The sequence below is a fragment of the Micromonospora sp. NPDC051924 genome, assembly GCF_055586005.1.
The window spans coordinates 104,225-119,888 of record NZ_JBVJJA010000013.1 but is presented as its reverse complement, the minus strand read 5'-3'; the positions used below and the strand labels follow the sequence as shown (position 1 = coordinate 119,888).

Genomic DNA, 15,664 nt, shown 5'->3' with positions numbered 1-15,664 from the left:
CCCCCAGCCTGCCGCAACCCGGGCCGCCGAAGGTGGTACCGCCGGTACCAGCATCGACGGGTCTCTCCCGACCGTCGGGCTTCGGCGGCAGCCTCGATCGCATGACGACGACGATCGCCCTGGTCACCGGGGCCAACAAGGGAATCGGCCTGGCCACCGCCCGGCAGCTCGGCGCACGCGGGATGGCGGTGCTGCTGGGCGCGCGGGACGAGACGCGGGGCCGGGAGGCCGAGCGCGTGCTGCGCGCCGAAGGGGTGGACGCCCGGTTCGTGCCGCTGGACGTCACCGACGAGAAGTCGGCCGCCGCGGTGGCCGAGCTGGTCGTGCGGGAGTACGGCCACCTGGACGTGCTGGTCAACAACGCCGGCATCGTCCGGGCCGACGGCCCGGGGCTGCCCAGCGACACCACCCTCGCCACGCTGCGCGAGGTGTACGAGACGAACGTGTTCGGGGTGGTGGCGGTGACCAACGCGCTGCTGCCGCTGCTGCGCGGGGCACCGGCGGCCCGGATCGTGAACGTCTCCAGCGAGGTCGGCTCGATCGCGGTGATGACCGATCCGCGGGGTGCGCTGTTCGGGTTGACCTCGGTGCCGTACCCGTCCTCGAAGGCGGCGCTGAACATGGTCACCGCGATGTACGCCAAGGAGCTGCGGGACACTCCGATCAAGGTGAACGCGGCCAATCCCGGCTACTGCGCCACCGACCTCAACCACCACAGCGGCTTCCGCACGCCGGAGCAGGGCGCGGAGGTGAGCGTGCACCTGGCGACGCTGCCGGAGGACGGGCCGAGCGGGCTGCTCTGGGGCTACCAGATGGACGCCGGCGGCGGGTACGGCGTGCTGCCCTGGTGAGGCGGTTGACTTCGCGTGCGCTCGAAGGTGGAGGGTGGACGCATCGTCCTGACGGGGAGGAATCAATGCGTTACCGCACGATCGGCACCGACCCGGCCACCCGCCGCGAGGTCAGCGTGCTCAGCCTCGGCGCGATGCTCTTCGGCAGCGCCACCGACGAGGCCACCTCGTACGCCATCCTCGACCGGTACGTCGAGGCCGGCGGCACCTTCGTCGACACCTCGGACAACTACGCGTTCTGGCAGGACGGGGGCCAGGGCGGGCAGAGCGAGGAGCTGCTCGGCCGCTGGCGGCGCAGCCGGGGCGTCGGCGACGAGCTGGTGATCGCCACCAAGCTCGGCGCCCGCCCGCTCGCCCCGGGGACCAGCTACGTGGACAACCCGGAGGGGCTGTCGGCGAAGGTGATCCGCGAGTCGGCCGAGCGCAGCCGGGAACGGCTCGGCGTGGAGCGGATCGACCTGCTCTACGCGCACATCGAGGACCGGACGGTGCCACTGCGGGAGACCGTGGAGGGCTTCGCGGAGCTGGTCGCCGAGGGCACGGTCGGGCTGCTGGGCGCGAGCAACCACCGGGCCTGGCGGGTGGAGCGGGCCCGCGCGATCGCGGCGGCGGCCGGGCTGCCCGGGTACGAGGTGCTCCAGTACCACCGCAGCTACCTGCCCCGGCGGCTGGACCTGCCGGCCGACCTGGACCCGGACGGCGACATCGGCTGGGTCGGGCCGGACCTGGCCAGCTACCTGCGGGCCGAGCCGCAGCTCACCCTGGTCGCCTACTCGCCGCTGCTGAAGGGCGCGTACGCCCGGCCGGAGCGGCTGGGTCCGGAGTACGACCTGCCGAGCACCCCGGCCCGGTTGGCCGCGCTGCGCGCGGTGGCGGCGGAGACCGGCGCGACGGTCAACCAGGTGGTGCTGGCCTGGCTGCTGGGCAGCGACGTGCCGACGATCCCGCTGGTCGGCTTCTCCTCGGTGGCGCAGCTCGACGAGAGCCTCGCCGCGGTCGACCTGGAACTCAGCGCGGAGCAGCGGACCCGGCTGGACACCGCGCGCTGACTCCACCACCCGGCCCCGGCGGCTCGATGACGTGCCGCCGGGGCCGGCGTCATGTTCCTCAGCCGGCCCGTTCCCCGGTCAGCTCGATGCGCCAGTCGTTGGAGCGCATCAGGCGCCCCGGCGGGTACTCGAACTCGGTCTCGCCGAGCAGCGTGAGGCCCGCCTTGCGGCAGACCGCGTTGGACGGCGGGTTGTCCACCGACGGATAGGCGTGCGCGAAGCGCCGGTCGCCGTGCGCCGTGGCCTCCGCGATCACCGCGCGCACCGCCGCCGTCGCCAGGCCCCGTCCCTGGTACGCGGGCAGGATCGCCCAGCCCATCTCGTAGACCGGCTCGCCGCGCCACTCGCGAGCCCAGTAGCCGACGCTGCCGACCTTCGCCCCGTCGGGGAGCACCACGGTGAACATGTGCCCGCTGCGCGGGCCGGGACCGCGCAGGTAGCGCTCGTGGCGGGCCACCACCTGCTCGTCGGTCTCCGGCCCGCCGGTGTGCTGGCGCACCTCGGGGGTGTTGAGCCGCTGCAGCAGCTCCAGGTCGTCGCTGCTCCACCGCACGATGCGCACCTCGGTCATGACCGCGATTCAACCTCGCGCCCACGAAATTCGACCAATCGGTTTGCTGCCAGTGGGGCAGGAGGTCGAGGGCCAGGTCATGACTAGCCGTCCACCCACCGGGTACCCGCGCCGCATGGGTAGCCACAAGCAGAACAAGCACGATCCAGGCGGCGAGTCGGCGCGTGCGGGGCGGCACTCCGGCAGCGGCGCCCGGGGCCGGCAGGGCTCCGAGGTCGAGCACTCGCCGGAACGCCGGCACCTGCGCGCGGCGACCGGGACGTCGGGCACCGAACGCGACCACGGGCGCGCCAGGGTCGAAGGCGCGCAGCGGGTCCAACGGCAGGGGAACCGGTGACGTGCCCACGTTCCTGTTGAAGTCGACGTACACCCCGGAGGGGCTCAACGGGCTGATCCGGGACGGTGGCACCAAACGGGTCGAGGTGGTGCGGGCCCTGGTGGAGAACGCCGGCGGCCAGCTGACGTCGCTGTACTTCGCCTTCGCAGAGGAGGACACGTACGCCCTGTGCGAGCTGCCCGACCACCGGGCCGCCGCCGCATTGGCGATCGCGATCGGCGCGTCACGAGGGCTGCGGGTGCAGATCACGCCGCTGCTGAGCCCCGCGGAGGTGGACGAGGCGGCCCGGATGCCGACCGGCTACACGCCGCCGGGCGACTGAGGGTCCGCTGGCGAGAGGTCAGTGCCCCTTCGCCATGGCGACCGCGGACGGCAGCGTGAACGGCGCGTGCCGCTCGGCGGTCATCAGGGCCATCGCGGTGCCGGCGATGTGGTCGACGAGCAGCTCCCGGGCCCGTTGCCGGTCGCCGGCCGCGCACGCGGCCACGATCTCCCGGTGCTCGGCCAGCTTGGCGGCGACGAACTGCCGGTCGGGCTCGTACTGGACGAAGGAGCGCTGGTACCGCTCGGCATGGTCGGAGAGCTGCTCCAGGTGCTCGGCCAGCCGCGGCCCGGCGCCGATCCGCAGGCCGGCGTGGAAGCGACGGTGGGCCTCGGCGTCGCCGGCGGCGGTCAGCACGGCGTCCTGCTCCAGCCGCTCGATGTCCGCGGCGCGCAGCATCGGCACGGTCAGCCAGATGGCCAGCCCCTCCCCCATGACCCGCAGGGAGTAGAGCTCGTCGAGGTCGGCCGGGCTCAGCGAGCTGACCCGGGTCGACCGGTAGGGGCCGGTGTCCACGACCAGCCGTTCCCGCTCCAGCAGGCGCAGCGCCTCGCGCAGGGGGGTGCGGCTCACGGCGAGCCGCCGGCTCAGCTCCGGCTGGGAGATCTCCGCGCCGGGCGGCAACTCACCGTCGAGGATGAGGCGGCGCAGCGCGTCGTAGACCGAACGCGTCCCGGCGCCGTTACCCGCCTTGTCCTCGGCGGTCACGGCACCGCCCGGGCCATTCACCGAACCCATCGAGTCGGGCACCTCCCCGGACGACGCAACGCAGCGTGATCGATTGTACGCACCTCCATATTTCGTGAATACATTGAGGGTGGTGCGATTTCGGGTCATAAGCCGGGGTCGGACGCGCCGCGCAGCGCCTCCGTCGCCGCCCCGTCCACAGTGAACCCGCCGCTCCCGTCGTCCACGACCGCGACGCCGTACGCGGTCCGGGCGGCAGCCACCGAGACGTAGCCGGCCCGGACGTCGGCGAGGATCTCCTCGACCGGGCGCTCGTACGGTGACCCGAAGCCTCCGCCGCCGCCGAGTTCCACCACGTGGCTGTCCCCGGCGGCCAGCGCGAACCCGGTGACCTTGCCGTTGTCGAACCGGACCGGCTCGCCGTCGGCCCGCTCGACCCACACCCGGTTGGGCGCGGCGTCCCCGCCGCCGGCCAGCCCCCAGGGCGCGCACGCGGTGCGCTCGATCCAGGTGTCGACGTGCGCGGGCGTCCGCAGGCGCACCCGCAGCCGGGTGCCGAGACCGCCCCGGTGCCGGCCGGGGCCGCCGGAGTCCTGGCGCAGGGCGTACTCGTCGACCGTGACCATCGGGTACTTGACCTCGAGCACCTCGACCGGGGCATTGTGGGTGTCGCCGTCGTTGACGCAGATCGTGGCGTTCTGCCCGTCCGCCCGCGAGGTGGCGCCCCAGCCGCCGCCCTGCGGTCCGCCGACGAACTGGAAGAACCGGCCGGTGCGCCGGTCGACGCCGTAGGTGTGGGTCATGCCGAGTTCGGCGTGGTGGCCGGCGACGCAGGCGTCGGGCAGCACCTCGGCCATCGCCCGGAAGACGCAGTCGACCACGGTCATCGGGTAGGTCATCCACCACCGCATGGCCGCCGGCTTGGTGGCGCTGACCACGGTGCCCGGCGGCAGGATCACCTCCAGCGGGCGCAGCGAACCCTCGTTGATGGGGAATTCGAGCGGCGAGGTGAGGCACTTGAACGCCACCTGGGCGGCGGAGCGGCCGGCGGTGGCGCCGGAGTTGAAGTAGCCGGCCACCTGGGGACTCATCCCGCTGAGGTCCACGGTGAAGGTGTCGCCGTCGACGCGTACCCGGACGCGGACCGGGATCCGGCGACCGGCCTCGACGCCGTCGTCGTCCATGTACGCCTCGGCCGCGTACTCGCCGTCGGGGATGCGGGCGACCGCCCGGCGGGCCAGCTCCTCGCTGCGCCGAAACAGGTCGGCGATGCTCGCCTTCACCGCCGCGACGCCGTACCGGGCGAGCATGGCGCGCATCCGGGCCTCCCCGGTGCGGATGGCGGCGATCTGCGCCCGCAGGTCGCCCATGGCGAGGTCGGGGAAGCGGACGTTGGTGGCGATCAGCCGGGTCAGCTCGTCGTCCTGGACGCCCTCCTTGAAGATCTTGACGATGGGGACCTGGAGGCCCTCGGCGTAGATGTCGGTGGTGGTGCCGCCGAGTACGCCGCCCACGTCGATCCAGTGCGCCATCGACGAGGCGAAGGCGACCAGCTCTCCGTCGTGGAAGATCGGCAGCGTGAAGATCATGTGGTTGAGGTGGCTGCCCACGATGTAGGCGTCGTTGGTGAGCAGGACGTCGCCGGGCTTCATGCCGTCCGGGCCGTAGAACGCCAGCTTCGCCTTGATGGCGTCGGACAGGCCGCCCATGAACATCGGCAGGCCGAGTCCGATCGAGACGGGGTCGCCCGCAGCGTCGAACAGCCCGACGGTGAAGTCCTGGGCCTCGTAGATGATGAGGTTGTAGGCGGTGCGCATGAGGTTCGTCTTCATCTCCTCGGTGATGGAGACGAAGCCGGCGCGGATGATCTCCGCGGTGATCGGGTCGACCATCTCAGCCTCCGATCTCGACCAGGAGGTTCCCGAACTCGTCGACCCGGGCCGTGTCGCCCGGCCGCAGCAGTGTGGTGGTGGTCGGTTCCTCGATCGCGGCCGGGCCGGCGATCCGGTTGCCGGCGAGCAGGCGCGCGCGGTCGTACACGGCGGTCGGCACCGCGCCGTCGACCGGGTCGAAGACCATGGCGCGGGTGCCGGTGCGGGCCGTCGCGGGTGGCGTGCGGTCCCCGGCGGCGACCTTCGGCACGTCCGGCTTGGTGAGCTTGCCGACCGCCGACACCCGCAGGCTCACCACCTGGGCGGGCTCGCCGGGGGCGCTGTGGCTGTAGCGCTGTTCGTGGGCCGCGTCGAAGGCCCGCTTGAGCGGGTCGTCCCCGTCGGTGGCGGCCAGCGTTGGGGCGGGCAGCGTCACGGTGTGTTCCTGGCCGACGTAGCGCATGTCGGCGGCGCGCAGGAACTCCAGCTGGTCGAAGCCGATCGCGCTGTCGCGCAGCTGCTGCGCGCACTCGGCCTCCAACGTCCGGTACGCGTGCTCGATCTCCCCCGGCTCGGTGCTGCCGAGGGTGCGCACCCCCGTCTGCACCAGGTCCAGCCGGGCGTCGGCCATGAGCATGCCGAGCGCGGAGAACACCGCCGGGACCGGCGGGATCACCACCCGGGTGATGCCGAGCTCGCGGGCGACCAGGGAGATGTGCAGCGGCCCGTTGCCGCCGTAGGCGAACAGGGCGAAGTCGCGCGGGTCCAGGCCCCGCTCGCTGGTGACCGCGCGGACCGAGTTGGCCATTGCGGCGGCGCCGATGGCGGTGATCCCGGCGGCGGCGGTGACGGTGTCCAGGCCGAGCCGGTCCGCGAGCGCCCGGACCACCCGGTGCGCGGCGTCCCCGTCGATCGGCAGGTCGCCGGAGAGCCGGCCGTCCGGTGCCAGGTGGCCGAGGACCACGGCGGCGTCGGTGATGGTGGGTTCGGTGCCGCCGCGCCCGAAGCAGGCCGGGCCGGGCTCGGCGCCCGCGCTGCGCGGGCCGACGTGGATGCCGCCCGCCTCGTCGAGCCAGGCGACGCTGCCGCCGCCGGTGCCCACCTCGACGATGTCCAGGCAGGGGATGCGGATGGGCAGTCCGGTGCGGTAGCCGCCCAGGAAGTAGTCGCTGGCGACCGGGAAGGTGAGGTCCCGGATGACGGCGGACTTGGCGGTGGTGCCGCCCATGTCGAAGGCGATCGCCTCGCGGTAGCCGAGGGCTTCGCAGAGCGCGATGGTGCCCACCACTCCCCCGGCTGGCCCGGATTCCAGCATCTGCACGCACTGTGCCGAGGCGGTGGCCACGTCGGAGACGCCGCCGTTGGACTGCATGACCGCCACCGACGTCCGGGCGCCGCCTTGGCGTAGCCGCTCGTCGAGGCGGCCGAGGTAGTCGCTGACGATCGGCCCGACGAAGGCGTTGGCGACGACGGTCGAGGTGCGTTCGAACTCGCGGTACTCGCGGCTGATCTCGTGCGACAGCGTCACGTAGGCGCCGGGCAGTTCGTCGCGGAGGATCTGGCCGAGCCGGCGCTCGTGCGCCGGGTTGCGGTAGGCGTGCAGGAGGGCGACGGCCACCGCCTCGACACCCAGGGCGGCCAGCTTGCGGGCAACCACCCGGGCGCGCTGCTCGTCCAGCGGGCGCATGACCGTGCCGTCCGCCGCGATCCGCTCCGGGACCTCGAAGACCATCTCCCGGGGTACGAGCGGCCGGTGCCGGGTGAAGGAGAGGTTGAAGGCGTCCGGACGGTTGATCCGGCCGATCTCGTAGACGTCCCGGAACCCCGCCGTGGTGACCAGGGCGGTCCGGGCGCCCCGGCGCTCGATCAGCGCGTTCACCACGATCGTGCTGCCGTGGATGAGGAAGGCGAGCTCGTCGAGCGGGACGTCGGCGGCGGTGAGCCCGTCGAACACCCCCTGGATCAGGTCGCGGGGGGTGCTGAGCGCCTTGCCCAGCAGCAGTTCGCCGGTCTGTTCGTGGTACGCGACCACATCGGTGAAGGTCCCTCCGATGTCGACCGCCGCCCTGATCGGCATGTCGTCTCCTTCGACAGTCGGCGCTGGCGTCGTAGCTTGCATCCGATCGCGCCGCAACTGTATCCAGATCACGCTTCGTAGTCTACAGTTCACCCTCAAGCATGTGTAGACATCGATCAATCTTCGCCCGTCGCCGGCGCTGCTGCCGTCCGGCGGCCAGAAAGGACAGAGCATGCGCCTGACGACGCTCCGCCGGGACGGGGAGACGCACGCGGGCCGGGTGGAGGGCGGTGAGGTGGTCCTCCTGCCGTTCCGGGACGTCGGGGAACTCCTCGCCTCCGGCGCCGACTGGCGCGAGCGGGCCGCCGGGCCGACCTCGCCGTCGGTGCCGCTGGCCGAGGCCGACGTCGCCCCGCTCACGCCCCGGCCGGAGAAGATCATCTGTGTCGGCGTCAACTACGCCTCGCACATCGCCGAGGTGGGGCTGCCGACGCCGAAGCACCTGACCATCTTCGCCAAGTACAGCCGCAGCCTGATCGGCCCGTACGACGACATCGTGCTGCCACCGCAGTCCCACGCGGTCGACTGGGAGGTCGAACTCGGAGTGGTCATCGGCAGCCCGGTCCGGCACGCGGACGCCGAGGAGGCGCTGGCCGCGGTGGCCGGCTACACCATCGTCAACGACGTCACCATGCGCGACTGGCAGCTGCGCACCTCGCAGTTCCTGCAGGGCAAGACGTTCGAGGCGTCCACCCCGGTGGGGCCGTACCTGGTCACGCCCGACGAGGTCGACCACGCCCAGGCCCTGGACATGACCTGCGCCGTGGACGACACCGTCATGCAGAAGGCCAGCACCGGCGAGCTGCTCTTCCCGGTCGGCGAGATCATCGCGTACGTCAGCTCGATCATCACCCTGGTGCCCGGTGACCTGATCGCCACCGGCACGCCGGCCGGGATCGGCGCGGCCCGCAAGCCGCCGGTCTTCCTCGCCGCCGGCCAGACCCTGCGGACCGCGATCACCGGCCTCGGCGAGCAGGCCAACCGGTGCGTCGCCGGCTGAGCCGAGGGGAGGCCCGATGCACCTGATCGAGTTCTTCGACCGCGGGGTCCGGATCAACCCCGACGGGGTCGCGTTCGTCCGCCCGGACGGGACCGGCGCGGTGACGTACGCCGAGGCGGAGGCGATCACCCACCGGGTGGCGGCGGCGCTGCGCCGGGCGGGCCTGCCGCCGGGCGCCCCCGTCGCGGTGGCCAGCCCCAACTCGCCGATCGTCTTCCCGTGCGTGCTCGGGGTGCTGCGGGCCGGCTGCACCTGGGTGGCGGTCAACGCCCGGTCCACGCCGCAGGAGATCGCCACGCTGCTGCGTACCGTCGAGGCGCGTGCCCTGCTCTACGCGGCCGGGACCGCCGTGGACCAGATCCGCGAGGCGGTCCCGTCCATCGAGCACTTCGTGGCGATGGACGAGCCGGCCGGCGACGACCCGACGCTGGGAAGCTGGCTGGCGCCGGCCGGCATCCGGGTGCCGCTGCCCCCGCTCGACGAGGAGGCGATCGCCGCGCTGATCGGCACCGGCGGCACCACCGGCCGGTCGAAGGTGGTCCAGGTCTCGCACCGCGCCTTCGCCACGATGCTCGCCGGGTTCCACGCGCACATGCCGGAACAGGCCCCGGTGCACCTGGTCGCCGCGCCGATGACCCACGCCGCCGGCGCCATGGTGTTCCCGGTGCTCAGCGTGGGCGGCACCAACGTGGTGCACGACACGGTGGTCCCCGGCGAGATCCTGGCGTCGATCGAACGGCACCGGGTCACCCGGCTGTTCCTGCCGCCGACGGCGGTCTACGCCCTGCTCGCCGACCCCGACGTACGTCGGCGGGACCTGTCGAGCCTGCGCTGGTTCCTCTACGGCGCGGCGCCGATGTCGGTGGAGAAGCTGAAGGAGGCGCTGGACGTCTTCGGACCGGTGATGGCCCAGTTCTACGGCCAGACCGAGCTGCCGATGATGTGCACCTTCCTCAGCCCGGGAGAGCACGCCGAGGCGGCGGCCGACCCCGCGCTGCACCGGCGGCTGGCCAGTTGCGGGCGGCAGACCGTCGTCGCGAACGTCGCCGTGCTGGGCGAGGACGGCCCCGCCGCGACGGGCGAGCCGGGCGAGATCGTGGTGCGCAGCTCGCTGCGGATGAGCGGCTACCTGCACGAGCCCGAGCAGACCGCCGCGGTCCAGCTCGACGGCGGCTGGCAGGCCACCGGGGACGTCGGCCACCTGGACGACGACGGGTTCCTGTACATCGTGGACCGCAAGCGAGACCTGATCATCTCCGGCGGCTTCAACGTCTTCCCCAGCGAGGTCGAGCAGGTCATCTGGGCCCATCCGGCGGTCAAGGACTGCGCCGTGATCGGGCTGCCGGACGAGAAGTGGGGCGAGCGCGTCACCGCGGTCGTCGAGGTCAAGTCCGGCGCCGAGGTCGGCGCCGCGGACCTCATCGCACTGTGCAGGGAGCGGGTCGGCAGCGTCAAAGCCCCGAAGGAGGTCCTGTTCCGTCAACTTCCCCGGTCCGCCGTCGGCAAGGTGCTCAAGCGCGAGCTGCGCGAGGAGTACTGGGCCGGGCAGGCGCGGCGGGTCTAGTGCAATGCCAGCACGAGGAGTCCCCGATGACACAGAGAGGTCAGCTTCGACAGACTGAGCCGGCCGTCCCGGCGCCGGCGGCCAACGACATCCCGGCCCGCATCGAGCGCATCCCGGTGGGCCGGTTCCACTACCGGCTCGCCGGCACGCTCGGTGTCGGCACCTTCTTCGACGGATTCGACTCGACCAGCATCGCGGTCATCCTGACCGTGCTCATCGCGTACTTCGACATCAGCACCGGGCAGGCCGGCATCCTGGTCGCCGCCGGCTACCTGGGCCAGTTCCTCGGCGCGCTGGTCATCGGGGCGCTGGCCGACCGGTTCGGCCGCCGGCCGGCGTTCCTGCTGTCGCTGCTCACCTTCGGCGTCCTCTCCGCGGCGTGCGCCCTCGCCTGGAGCGCCCCCAGCCTCGGCGTGCTCCGCGCCGTGCAGGGCATCGGCCTCGGCGCCGAGGTGCCGGTGGCGGCGACCCTCATCAACGAGTACCTGGGCGCCCGCAACCGGGGCCGGATCGCCGTCGCCTACCAGTCCACCTTCAACTGGGGCCTGCTCGCGGCCCCGGTCGTCGGGATCGTCGCGCTGCGCGGCTTCGGCGAGGACGCGGGCTGGCGGGTGCTGCTCGCGATCGGCGCGCTGCCGGTCCTCGTCGCCGCGTACGCCTGGTTCCGGCTGCCCGAGTCGGCGCGCTGGCTGGCCGAGCGGGGCCGCCGCGCGGAGGCCGAGGGGTATGTGACCCGGATGGAGCAGGAGGCGACGGCACGCGGGGTGGACCTGGCGCCGCCGCCGGCCTCGCCGCCGGCCACCGGCGGCCGGCTGCGGCTGGGCGAGCTGTTCGCGCCCGCGTACCGGCGGCGCACGCTGATGCTGGCGGCGATCTGGTTCCTGACCTTCTTCGTCGGCTACGGGTACGCGGTGTGGATGCCGACGCTGTACGTGCGGGTCGGCGGCCTGGCCACCACCCGGGCGCTGGGGTTGACCGTGCTGGTCGGCGTGCTGCAACTGGCGATGGTCTACGTGACCGCCTTCCTCGCCGACCGGATCGGCCGCAAGCCGCTGCTGACCTGGGGCTTCGTCATCATGACGGCCGGCGCGCTGGTGGGCTTCGTCGGCGTCGGCGTGCTCGGGGTGCACGCCTGGCCGATGCTGCTCGCCACGGCGGCGCTGTTCGCCGTCGGCGCCACCGCCCCGACCAGCGCCCTCTACCTCTACACCGCCGAGCTGTATCCGACCCGGATGCGGGCCTGGGCGACCTCGACCTGCAGCAGCGTCAACCGGCTCGCCAGCATCCTCTCCCCGCTCCTGGTCGGCGGGCTGCTCGGCACCAGACTGGGGGCCGGGGCGGTCTTCCTGTCCTTCGCGCTTGCCTGCGCCGTCGCGCTCGCGGTGGTCGTGGTGGCGGGCATCGAGACCCGCCAGCGGCCGCTGGAGGAGATCTCGCGCTGATGCGTCTGCCCGGTCACCGGGTGCCGCGGTGACCGGGCGACCCGTTGCCAGTGAGCGCTTTGTGGCGCTCATGTGGCAGTTCTGCCTTGCGGCACAACGGTCCCGGTCTTACCTGCGCAGAGCGCGGGGCCGGGTTGACGTTTCACAGCCTCCTGCCCACCGGGGTGGGTCTTCTGGGTGGCTCCACGTCCTGCCACCGGGCCACTCCCGGCGGTTTGTGCGGCCGCGGTGATGACGAGTGCGGCGAGGTTACGCGCGGCGTTCACATCCCGGTCGAGGGTGAGGCCGCAGGTGGTGCAACGGTAGGTGCGCTGGGTCAGGGTGAGTTTGGTTTTCACCGCACCGCAACCCGAGCAGGTTTTGCTGGAGGGATACCAGCGGTCGGCCACCACGAGCCGGCCGCCGTTCCACGCAGCCTTGTACGACAGCTGGCGGCGCAGCTCACCGAACCCGGCGTCGGCGATGTGCCGGGCCAGGCGCCGGTTGGTGAGCATGCCGCTCACGTTGAGGTCCTCGACCACAATCGTCGCGTGCGCACGGGCGAGACGGGTGGTGAGTTTGTGCAGACCGTCGCGACGCAGATTCGCCACCCGCGCATGCGCCCCGCGAAGCCGACCGGCTGCCCGCAGCCACCGCTTCGACGGGTTCACGCCCGCCTTGCGGTCCGGGCCCTGTTTCCGCGACACCGCACGCCCGAGCGCCCGCAGCCTCGCCCGGGCGGCGTCCAGATGGCGAGGGTTGGGAACACACTCCCCGGTCGACAGCACCGCCAAATGTTTGATGCCGACGTCAACGCCAACGACCGTGTCCGGCCGCACGGGGCAACCGACGGTGCGGTCGACCTCGACGGTGAACGACACGAACCAGCGGCCACCCTCACGGCGGACGGTCGCCGACATGATCCGCGCCGTGCCAGCCTCAAGGCGGCGAGCGAGCTTACGGGCAGACTCGTGCAACTTCAGCCGGCCCAGCCGGGGCAGCACCACATGCCGACGATCGGGGTCGACCCGGATCGCGGCCGGTGGTGAACCGCACCGACGGCGTCGAGCGATGCTTGGACTTGAACCGCGGAAAACCGACCCGACGCCCAGCCCGCTTGCCGGCGCGCGAGTCCGACCAGTTCTTCAACGCGCGCGCCAGCGCGTCCAGGCCGGTGTTGAACGCCTCCTTCGAGCATTCCCGCCACCACGGCGCGACCTCGTCCTTGACCGCGTTCCACGCCTTACGCAACGCCGGCAACGACCACCCCACCGCAGGCGTGAGCACCTCCTCGGGGACGCCGTAGGAGCGTTCCGCGGCCCGCTGATCCCACACCGCCTTCACCCGAGCCAACGCCCAGTTGTGCGCCACCCGGGCCGCACCAGCATGCGCCAGCACCGACCGCTGCTGAGCCGGGGTCAGATCAAGCGCGAAACGATACCCCTGCACGGTGCGCACACCCACCCCCACTCGGCATCAGTGTCGACGACGGGTACGACACTCCCGTAACCCCTCACCCGGCGACACCACAACACGCCAGAGACGCCTCAAGAACACTCTCTTGGCAGCAGTTGACACCCCTCCTCAGGGCAGCCCGAGCAGGTGCCCGGCGATGGCCTCCAGCGCCGCCGGCAGCGCCGGGTACGCGCGGACCCGTGGGGTGCGGGCGGCGTCGTTCGCGACGCTCAGCACGGCCTGCACCCGGACCCGGGCGGCGGTGGGGTCGAGCCCGGGACGGTTGGCGCGCAACAGGTGCACCCACTCGCCGATGTACTCGTGCTGGGCCTGCCGGCTGTTCCCACGTTCGACCTCCGGCAGGTGCTCGACCTCGGTGATCAACAGGTCGACGAGGTCGTGGTGGGCCTGGGTGAAGCCCACGTAGCCGCGGACGAGCACCCGCAGCCCGTCGGCGGCGTCGCCGGCCGTGCGGTAGGCGGTGGCGACGTCGGTGAGCAGCACACCCGCACCGCGCCGCAGGGCGGTGACCAGCAGGTCGATCTTGCTCGGGAAGTGGTGGTAGACGCTCGGCCCGGCGATGCCCACGGCGGCGGCGATCTCCTCGATGCCGACCTCCGTGTAGCCGTGCGCGGCGAACATCCGCACCGCCTGAAGGAGCAGCGCCTCGCGCCGCGAGGCCGGCACCAGACCGGCCGGCTCCGGTCGGGGCGGCAGCGTGCCGGGGTCCGGCAGCGGCGTGTCCAGCACCGCCCCGCACATCTCGGCGATCAGGTCGTCGTAGTCGGGGCGGGGCAGGTCGAGCCGGTGGAAGGAGACGCTGGTCAACACACTGATCATGGCCCACGCGATCAGCTCGGCGGCGGCCGGGTCGAGCGCCGGACGGACGACCCGCACCCGGCGGGTGAGCAGCGCGCCGACCTCGTGCAGCTCGGCGCGGAACGCGGTGCGGTCCTCCGGGGTCAGGTGCCGGGCCTCCCGCTGCCAGAGCAGGCCGAGCTGCCGGTGGTCGAGGGCGAGGGCGCCGAGCCGGCGCAGGGCGGTCGCCCGGTCGGTCAGGTCGAGGTCGGTCAGCAGCGCGCGTACCGGTCCAAGGCCGCCGGTGAGCACCTCGCGCAGGAGGTGCTGCTTGCCGGTGACGTGCCGGTAGAGGGCGGACGGGCCGACGCCGACGGCCTCGGCCAGGTCGCCCATGGTGAGCTGCCCGTAGCCACGGCGGTGGAACAGGTCGGTGGCGGCAGCGAGGATCAGCTCCCGACGGTTGCGGGGCCGGGTGCCGCGCGGCGGGGCGGTGTACGCCGTCACGACGCGCCCAGCTGCATGGACCGGCCGATGATCTCCTTCATGATCCTGGTGGTGCTGCCGGCGGAGCTGCGCGCGACTCGGGAGTCCAGCCAGGCGCGGGCGATGCAGTACGCGGTCAGGTAGGTGTAGCCGCCGTGCAGTTGGACGCAGGTGTCCATGACCCGGCCCTGCAGTTCGGTGCTCCACCACCTGGCCTTGGCCGCGTCGACCGGGTCCAACTCGCCCGCGTTGAGGGCGAGCACACAGAGGTCGACGTACGCCTGGGTGATGTCGATCTCGGTGGCCAGTTCCGCGAGCGTGGACCGGGTGTGCTGCCGGGCGCCGATCGGGTTGCCGAAGGCCCGGCGCTCGCGGACGTACTCGGTGGTCCACCGCAGGGCCGCCGCGGCCTGGGCGATCGCCGCCACGGCGCCGGACAGCCGCTCCCGGGCGAGGTTGCGGGTCAGCCCGGCGAAGCCCGCACCCTCGCCGCCGAGCAGGTCGGTCACCGGGACGCGGGCCCCGGTGAAGGAGACTTCGACGGTGTCCCGGGTGTGCCGGCCGACCTTCCTCAGCCGGCGGCTGCGGGCGGAGCCGGGAGTGTCCCGTCCGACCACGATCAGGCTGAGCCCCCGGTGCGGGTGCTCGCCGGTGCGGACCGCCACGATCACCAGGTCGGCGTCGACGCCGTTGGAGATGAACGTCTTCGCGCCGTCGAGCACGTAGTGGTCACCCTCGCGGACCGCCGTCGTGCGGATGCCGGACAGGTCGGAGCCGGCGTCCGGCTCGGTCATCGCGACAGCGGTGACGAGCCGGCCGGAGGTGATGCCCGGCAGCCAGCGCGCGCGCTGCGCGTCGTCGGCCAGGTCGAGCAGGTACGGCAGGCAGACGTCGGCCTGCACGCTGGCGGCCAGGACGGCCGGCGCCACGGCGAGCCGGGCCCCCTCCTCCTGCAGGACGGCGTTGTACCGGAAGTCGGTGATGCCGGTCCCGCCGAACCGCTCGGGCGCCCCGAAGCCGAGCGCGCCGAGCGCGCCGAGCTTGGTGAACAGCTCGCGCGGGGTGATGCCCGCCCGCTCCCACTGCGCGTAGTGCGGCACGACCTCCTTCTCCAGCAGGACCCGCACGCCGGCCCGGTACGCCTGGTGCTCCGCCTCGAACAGGTTCCGTCGCAT

At 72.7% G+C, this 15,664-nt stretch carries 15 protein-coding genes; 7 read left to right on the top strand and 8 right to left on the bottom strand.

Annotated features, from left to right (window positions below):
* Window positions 1–101 precede the first annotated feature (101 nt).
* Complete coding sequence (locus ACZ6S5_RS13190; RefSeq protein WP_466000234.1) at window positions 102–851, top strand: SDR family oxidoreductase; 750 nt, start codon at window positions 102–104, stop codon at window positions 849–851.
* Between the two features lie 65 nt (window positions 852–916).
* Complete coding sequence (locus ACZ6S5_RS13185; protein WP_466000232.1) at window positions 917–1,900, top strand: aldo/keto reductase; 984 nt, start codon at window positions 917–919, stop codon at window positions 1,898–1,900.
* 58 nt (window positions 1,901–1,958) lie between these two features.
* Here the strand turns inward: ACZ6S5_RS13185 and ACZ6S5_RS13180 are convergent, their stop codons facing one another.
* Complete coding sequence (locus ACZ6S5_RS13180) at window positions 1,959–2,471, bottom strand: GNAT family N-acetyltransferase (RefSeq protein WP_466000231.1); 513 nt, start codon at window positions 2,469–2,471, stop codon at window positions 1,959–1,961.
* A 115-nt stretch (window positions 2,472–2,586) separates the two neighbouring features.
* Here ACZ6S5_RS13180 and ACZ6S5_RS13175 point away from each other — a divergent pair, with 115 nt between their 5' ends.
* Window positions 2,587–2,808 (top strand): hypothetical protein, encoded by a 222-nt coding sequence (locus tag ACZ6S5_RS13175; RefSeq protein ID WP_466000230.1) that lies wholly within the window; start codon window positions 2,587–2,589, stop codon window positions 2,806–2,808.
* A 1-nt stretch (window position 2,809) separates the two neighbouring features.
* Entirely contained in the window at window positions 2,810–3,130 is a 321-nt protein-coding gene (locus ACZ6S5_RS13170; protein ID WP_466000229.1) for a GYD domain-containing protein, read from the top strand.
* A gap of 18 nt (window positions 3,131–3,148) precedes the next feature.
* Here ACZ6S5_RS13170 and ACZ6S5_RS13165 read toward each other — a convergent pair whose 3' ends face one another.
* The 3 genes from ACZ6S5_RS13165 to ACZ6S5_RS13155 form a co-directional block, all read right to left on the bottom strand.
* On the bottom strand, window positions 3,149–3,868 hold the full coding sequence (locus ACZ6S5_RS13165) for a GntR family transcriptional regulator (RefSeq protein ID WP_466000228.1): 720 nt from the start codon (window positions 3,866–3,868) through the stop codon (window positions 3,149–3,151).
* Between the two features lie 95 nt (window positions 3,869–3,963).
* Window positions 3,964–5,709, bottom strand: coding sequence for a hydantoinase B/oxoprolinase family protein (locus ACZ6S5_RS13160; protein ID WP_466000227.1), 1,746 nt, complete (start codon window positions 5,707–5,709; stop codon window positions 3,964–3,966).
* A gap of 1 nt (window position 5,710) precedes the next feature.
* Complete coding sequence (locus ACZ6S5_RS13155; RefSeq protein WP_466000226.1) at window positions 5,711–7,765, bottom strand: hydantoinase/oxoprolinase family protein; 2,055 nt, start codon at window positions 7,763–7,765, stop codon at window positions 5,711–5,713.
* Window positions 7,766–7,937: 172 nt separating this feature from the next.
* On the opposite strand from ACZ6S5_RS13155, the gene ACZ6S5_RS13150 reads away from it, so the two are divergent.
* The 3 genes from ACZ6S5_RS13150 to ACZ6S5_RS13140 are packed head-to-tail and all read left to right on the top strand — an operon-like array spanning window position 7,938 to window position 11,771.
* Entirely contained in the window at window positions 7,938–8,765 is an 828-nt protein-coding gene (locus tag ACZ6S5_RS13150; protein WP_466000225.1) for a fumarylacetoacetate hydrolase family protein, read from the top strand.
* Window positions 8,766–8,781: 16 nt separating this feature from the next.
* The gene (locus ACZ6S5_RS13145; RefSeq protein WP_466000224.1) at window positions 8,782–10,329 is read left to right on the top strand and encodes an AMP-binding protein; all 1,548 of its coding nucleotides are present in this window, start codon (window positions 8,782–8,784) and stop codon (window positions 10,327–10,329) included.
* Between the two features lie 26 nt (window positions 10,330–10,355).
* Window positions 10,356–11,771 carry an MFS transporter gene (locus tag ACZ6S5_RS13140; RefSeq protein WP_466000223.1) on the top strand — a complete coding sequence of 472 codons (1,416 nt, stop codon included), beginning with the start codon at window positions 10,356–10,358 and terminating at the stop codon, window positions 11,769–11,771.
* A 68-nt stretch (window positions 11,772–11,839) separates the two neighbouring features.
* Here the strand turns inward: ACZ6S5_RS13140 and ACZ6S5_RS13135 are convergent, their stop codons facing one another.
* The 4 genes from ACZ6S5_RS13135 to ACZ6S5_RS13120 all read right to left on the bottom strand — a co-directional run bounded on the left by ACZ6S5_RS13135 (window position 11,840) and on the right by ACZ6S5_RS13120 (window position 15,664).
* Window positions 11,840–12,754 (bottom strand): RNA-guided endonuclease TnpB family protein, encoded by a 915-nt coding sequence (locus ACZ6S5_RS13135; RefSeq protein WP_466000313.1) that lies wholly within the window; start codon window positions 12,752–12,754, stop codon window positions 11,840–11,842.
* Entirely contained in the window at window positions 12,708–13,208 is a 501-nt protein-coding gene (locus ACZ6S5_RS13130; protein WP_466000222.1) for a helix-turn-helix domain-containing protein, read from the bottom strand. Before ACZ6S5_RS13130 ends, ACZ6S5_RS13135 begins: the two co-directional genes overlap by 47 nt.
* A gap of 126 nt (window positions 13,209–13,334) precedes the next feature.
* Entirely contained in the window at window positions 13,335–14,510 is a 1,176-nt protein-coding gene (locus ACZ6S5_RS13125; RefSeq protein WP_466000221.1) for a TetR/AcrR family transcriptional regulator, read from the bottom strand.
* Window positions 14,507–15,664, bottom strand: a complete 1,158-nt coding sequence (locus ACZ6S5_RS13120; protein ID WP_466000220.1) for an acyl-CoA dehydrogenase family protein — start codon at window positions 15,662–15,664, stop codon at window positions 14,507–14,509. The genes ACZ6S5_RS13125 and ACZ6S5_RS13120 overlap by 4 nt, the downstream gene beginning before the upstream one ends.

Excerpts from the sequence above, each read along its gene's own strand:
- ACZ6S5_RS13190 (WP_466000234.1), top strand. The coding sequence starts at position 102 with ATGACGACGACGATCGCCCTGGTCACCGGGGCCAACAAGGGAATCGGC.
- ACZ6S5_RS13185 (WP_466000232.1), top strand. The coding sequence starts at position 917 with ATGCGTTACCGCACGATCGGCACCGACCCGGCCACCCGCCGCGAGGTC.
- ACZ6S5_RS13180 (WP_466000231.1), bottom strand. The coding sequence starts at position 2,471 with ATGACCGAGGTGCGCATCGTGCGGTGGAGCAGCGACGACCTGGAGCTG.
- ACZ6S5_RS13175 (WP_466000230.1), top strand. The coding sequence starts at position 2,587 with ATGGGTAGCCACAAGCAGAACAAGCACGATCCAGGCGGCGAGTCGGCG.
- ACZ6S5_RS13165 (WP_466000228.1), bottom strand. The coding sequence starts at position 3,868 with ATGGGTTCGGTGAATGGCCCGGGCGGTGCCGTGACCGCCGAGGACAAG.
- ACZ6S5_RS13160 (WP_466000227.1), bottom strand. The coding sequence starts at position 5,709 with ATGGTCGACCCGATCACCGCGGAGATCATCCGCGCCGGCTTCGTCTCC.
- ACZ6S5_RS13155 (WP_466000226.1), bottom strand. The coding sequence starts at position 7,765 with ATGCCGATCAGGGCGGCGGTCGACATCGGAGGGACCTTCACCGATGTG.
- ACZ6S5_RS13150 (WP_466000225.1), top strand. The coding sequence starts at position 7,938 with ATGCGCCTGACGACGCTCCGCCGGGACGGGGAGACGCACGCGGGCCGG.
- ACZ6S5_RS13145 (WP_466000224.1), top strand. The coding sequence starts at position 8,782 with ATGCACCTGATCGAGTTCTTCGACCGCGGGGTCCGGATCAACCCCGAC.
- ACZ6S5_RS13140 (WP_466000223.1), top strand. The coding sequence starts at position 10,356 with ATGACACAGAGAGGTCAGCTTCGACAGACTGAGCCGGCCGTCCCGGCG.
- ACZ6S5_RS13120 (WP_466000220.1), bottom strand. The coding sequence starts at position 15,664 with ATGCGACGGAACCTGTTCGAGGCGGAGCACCAGGCGTACCGGGCCGGC.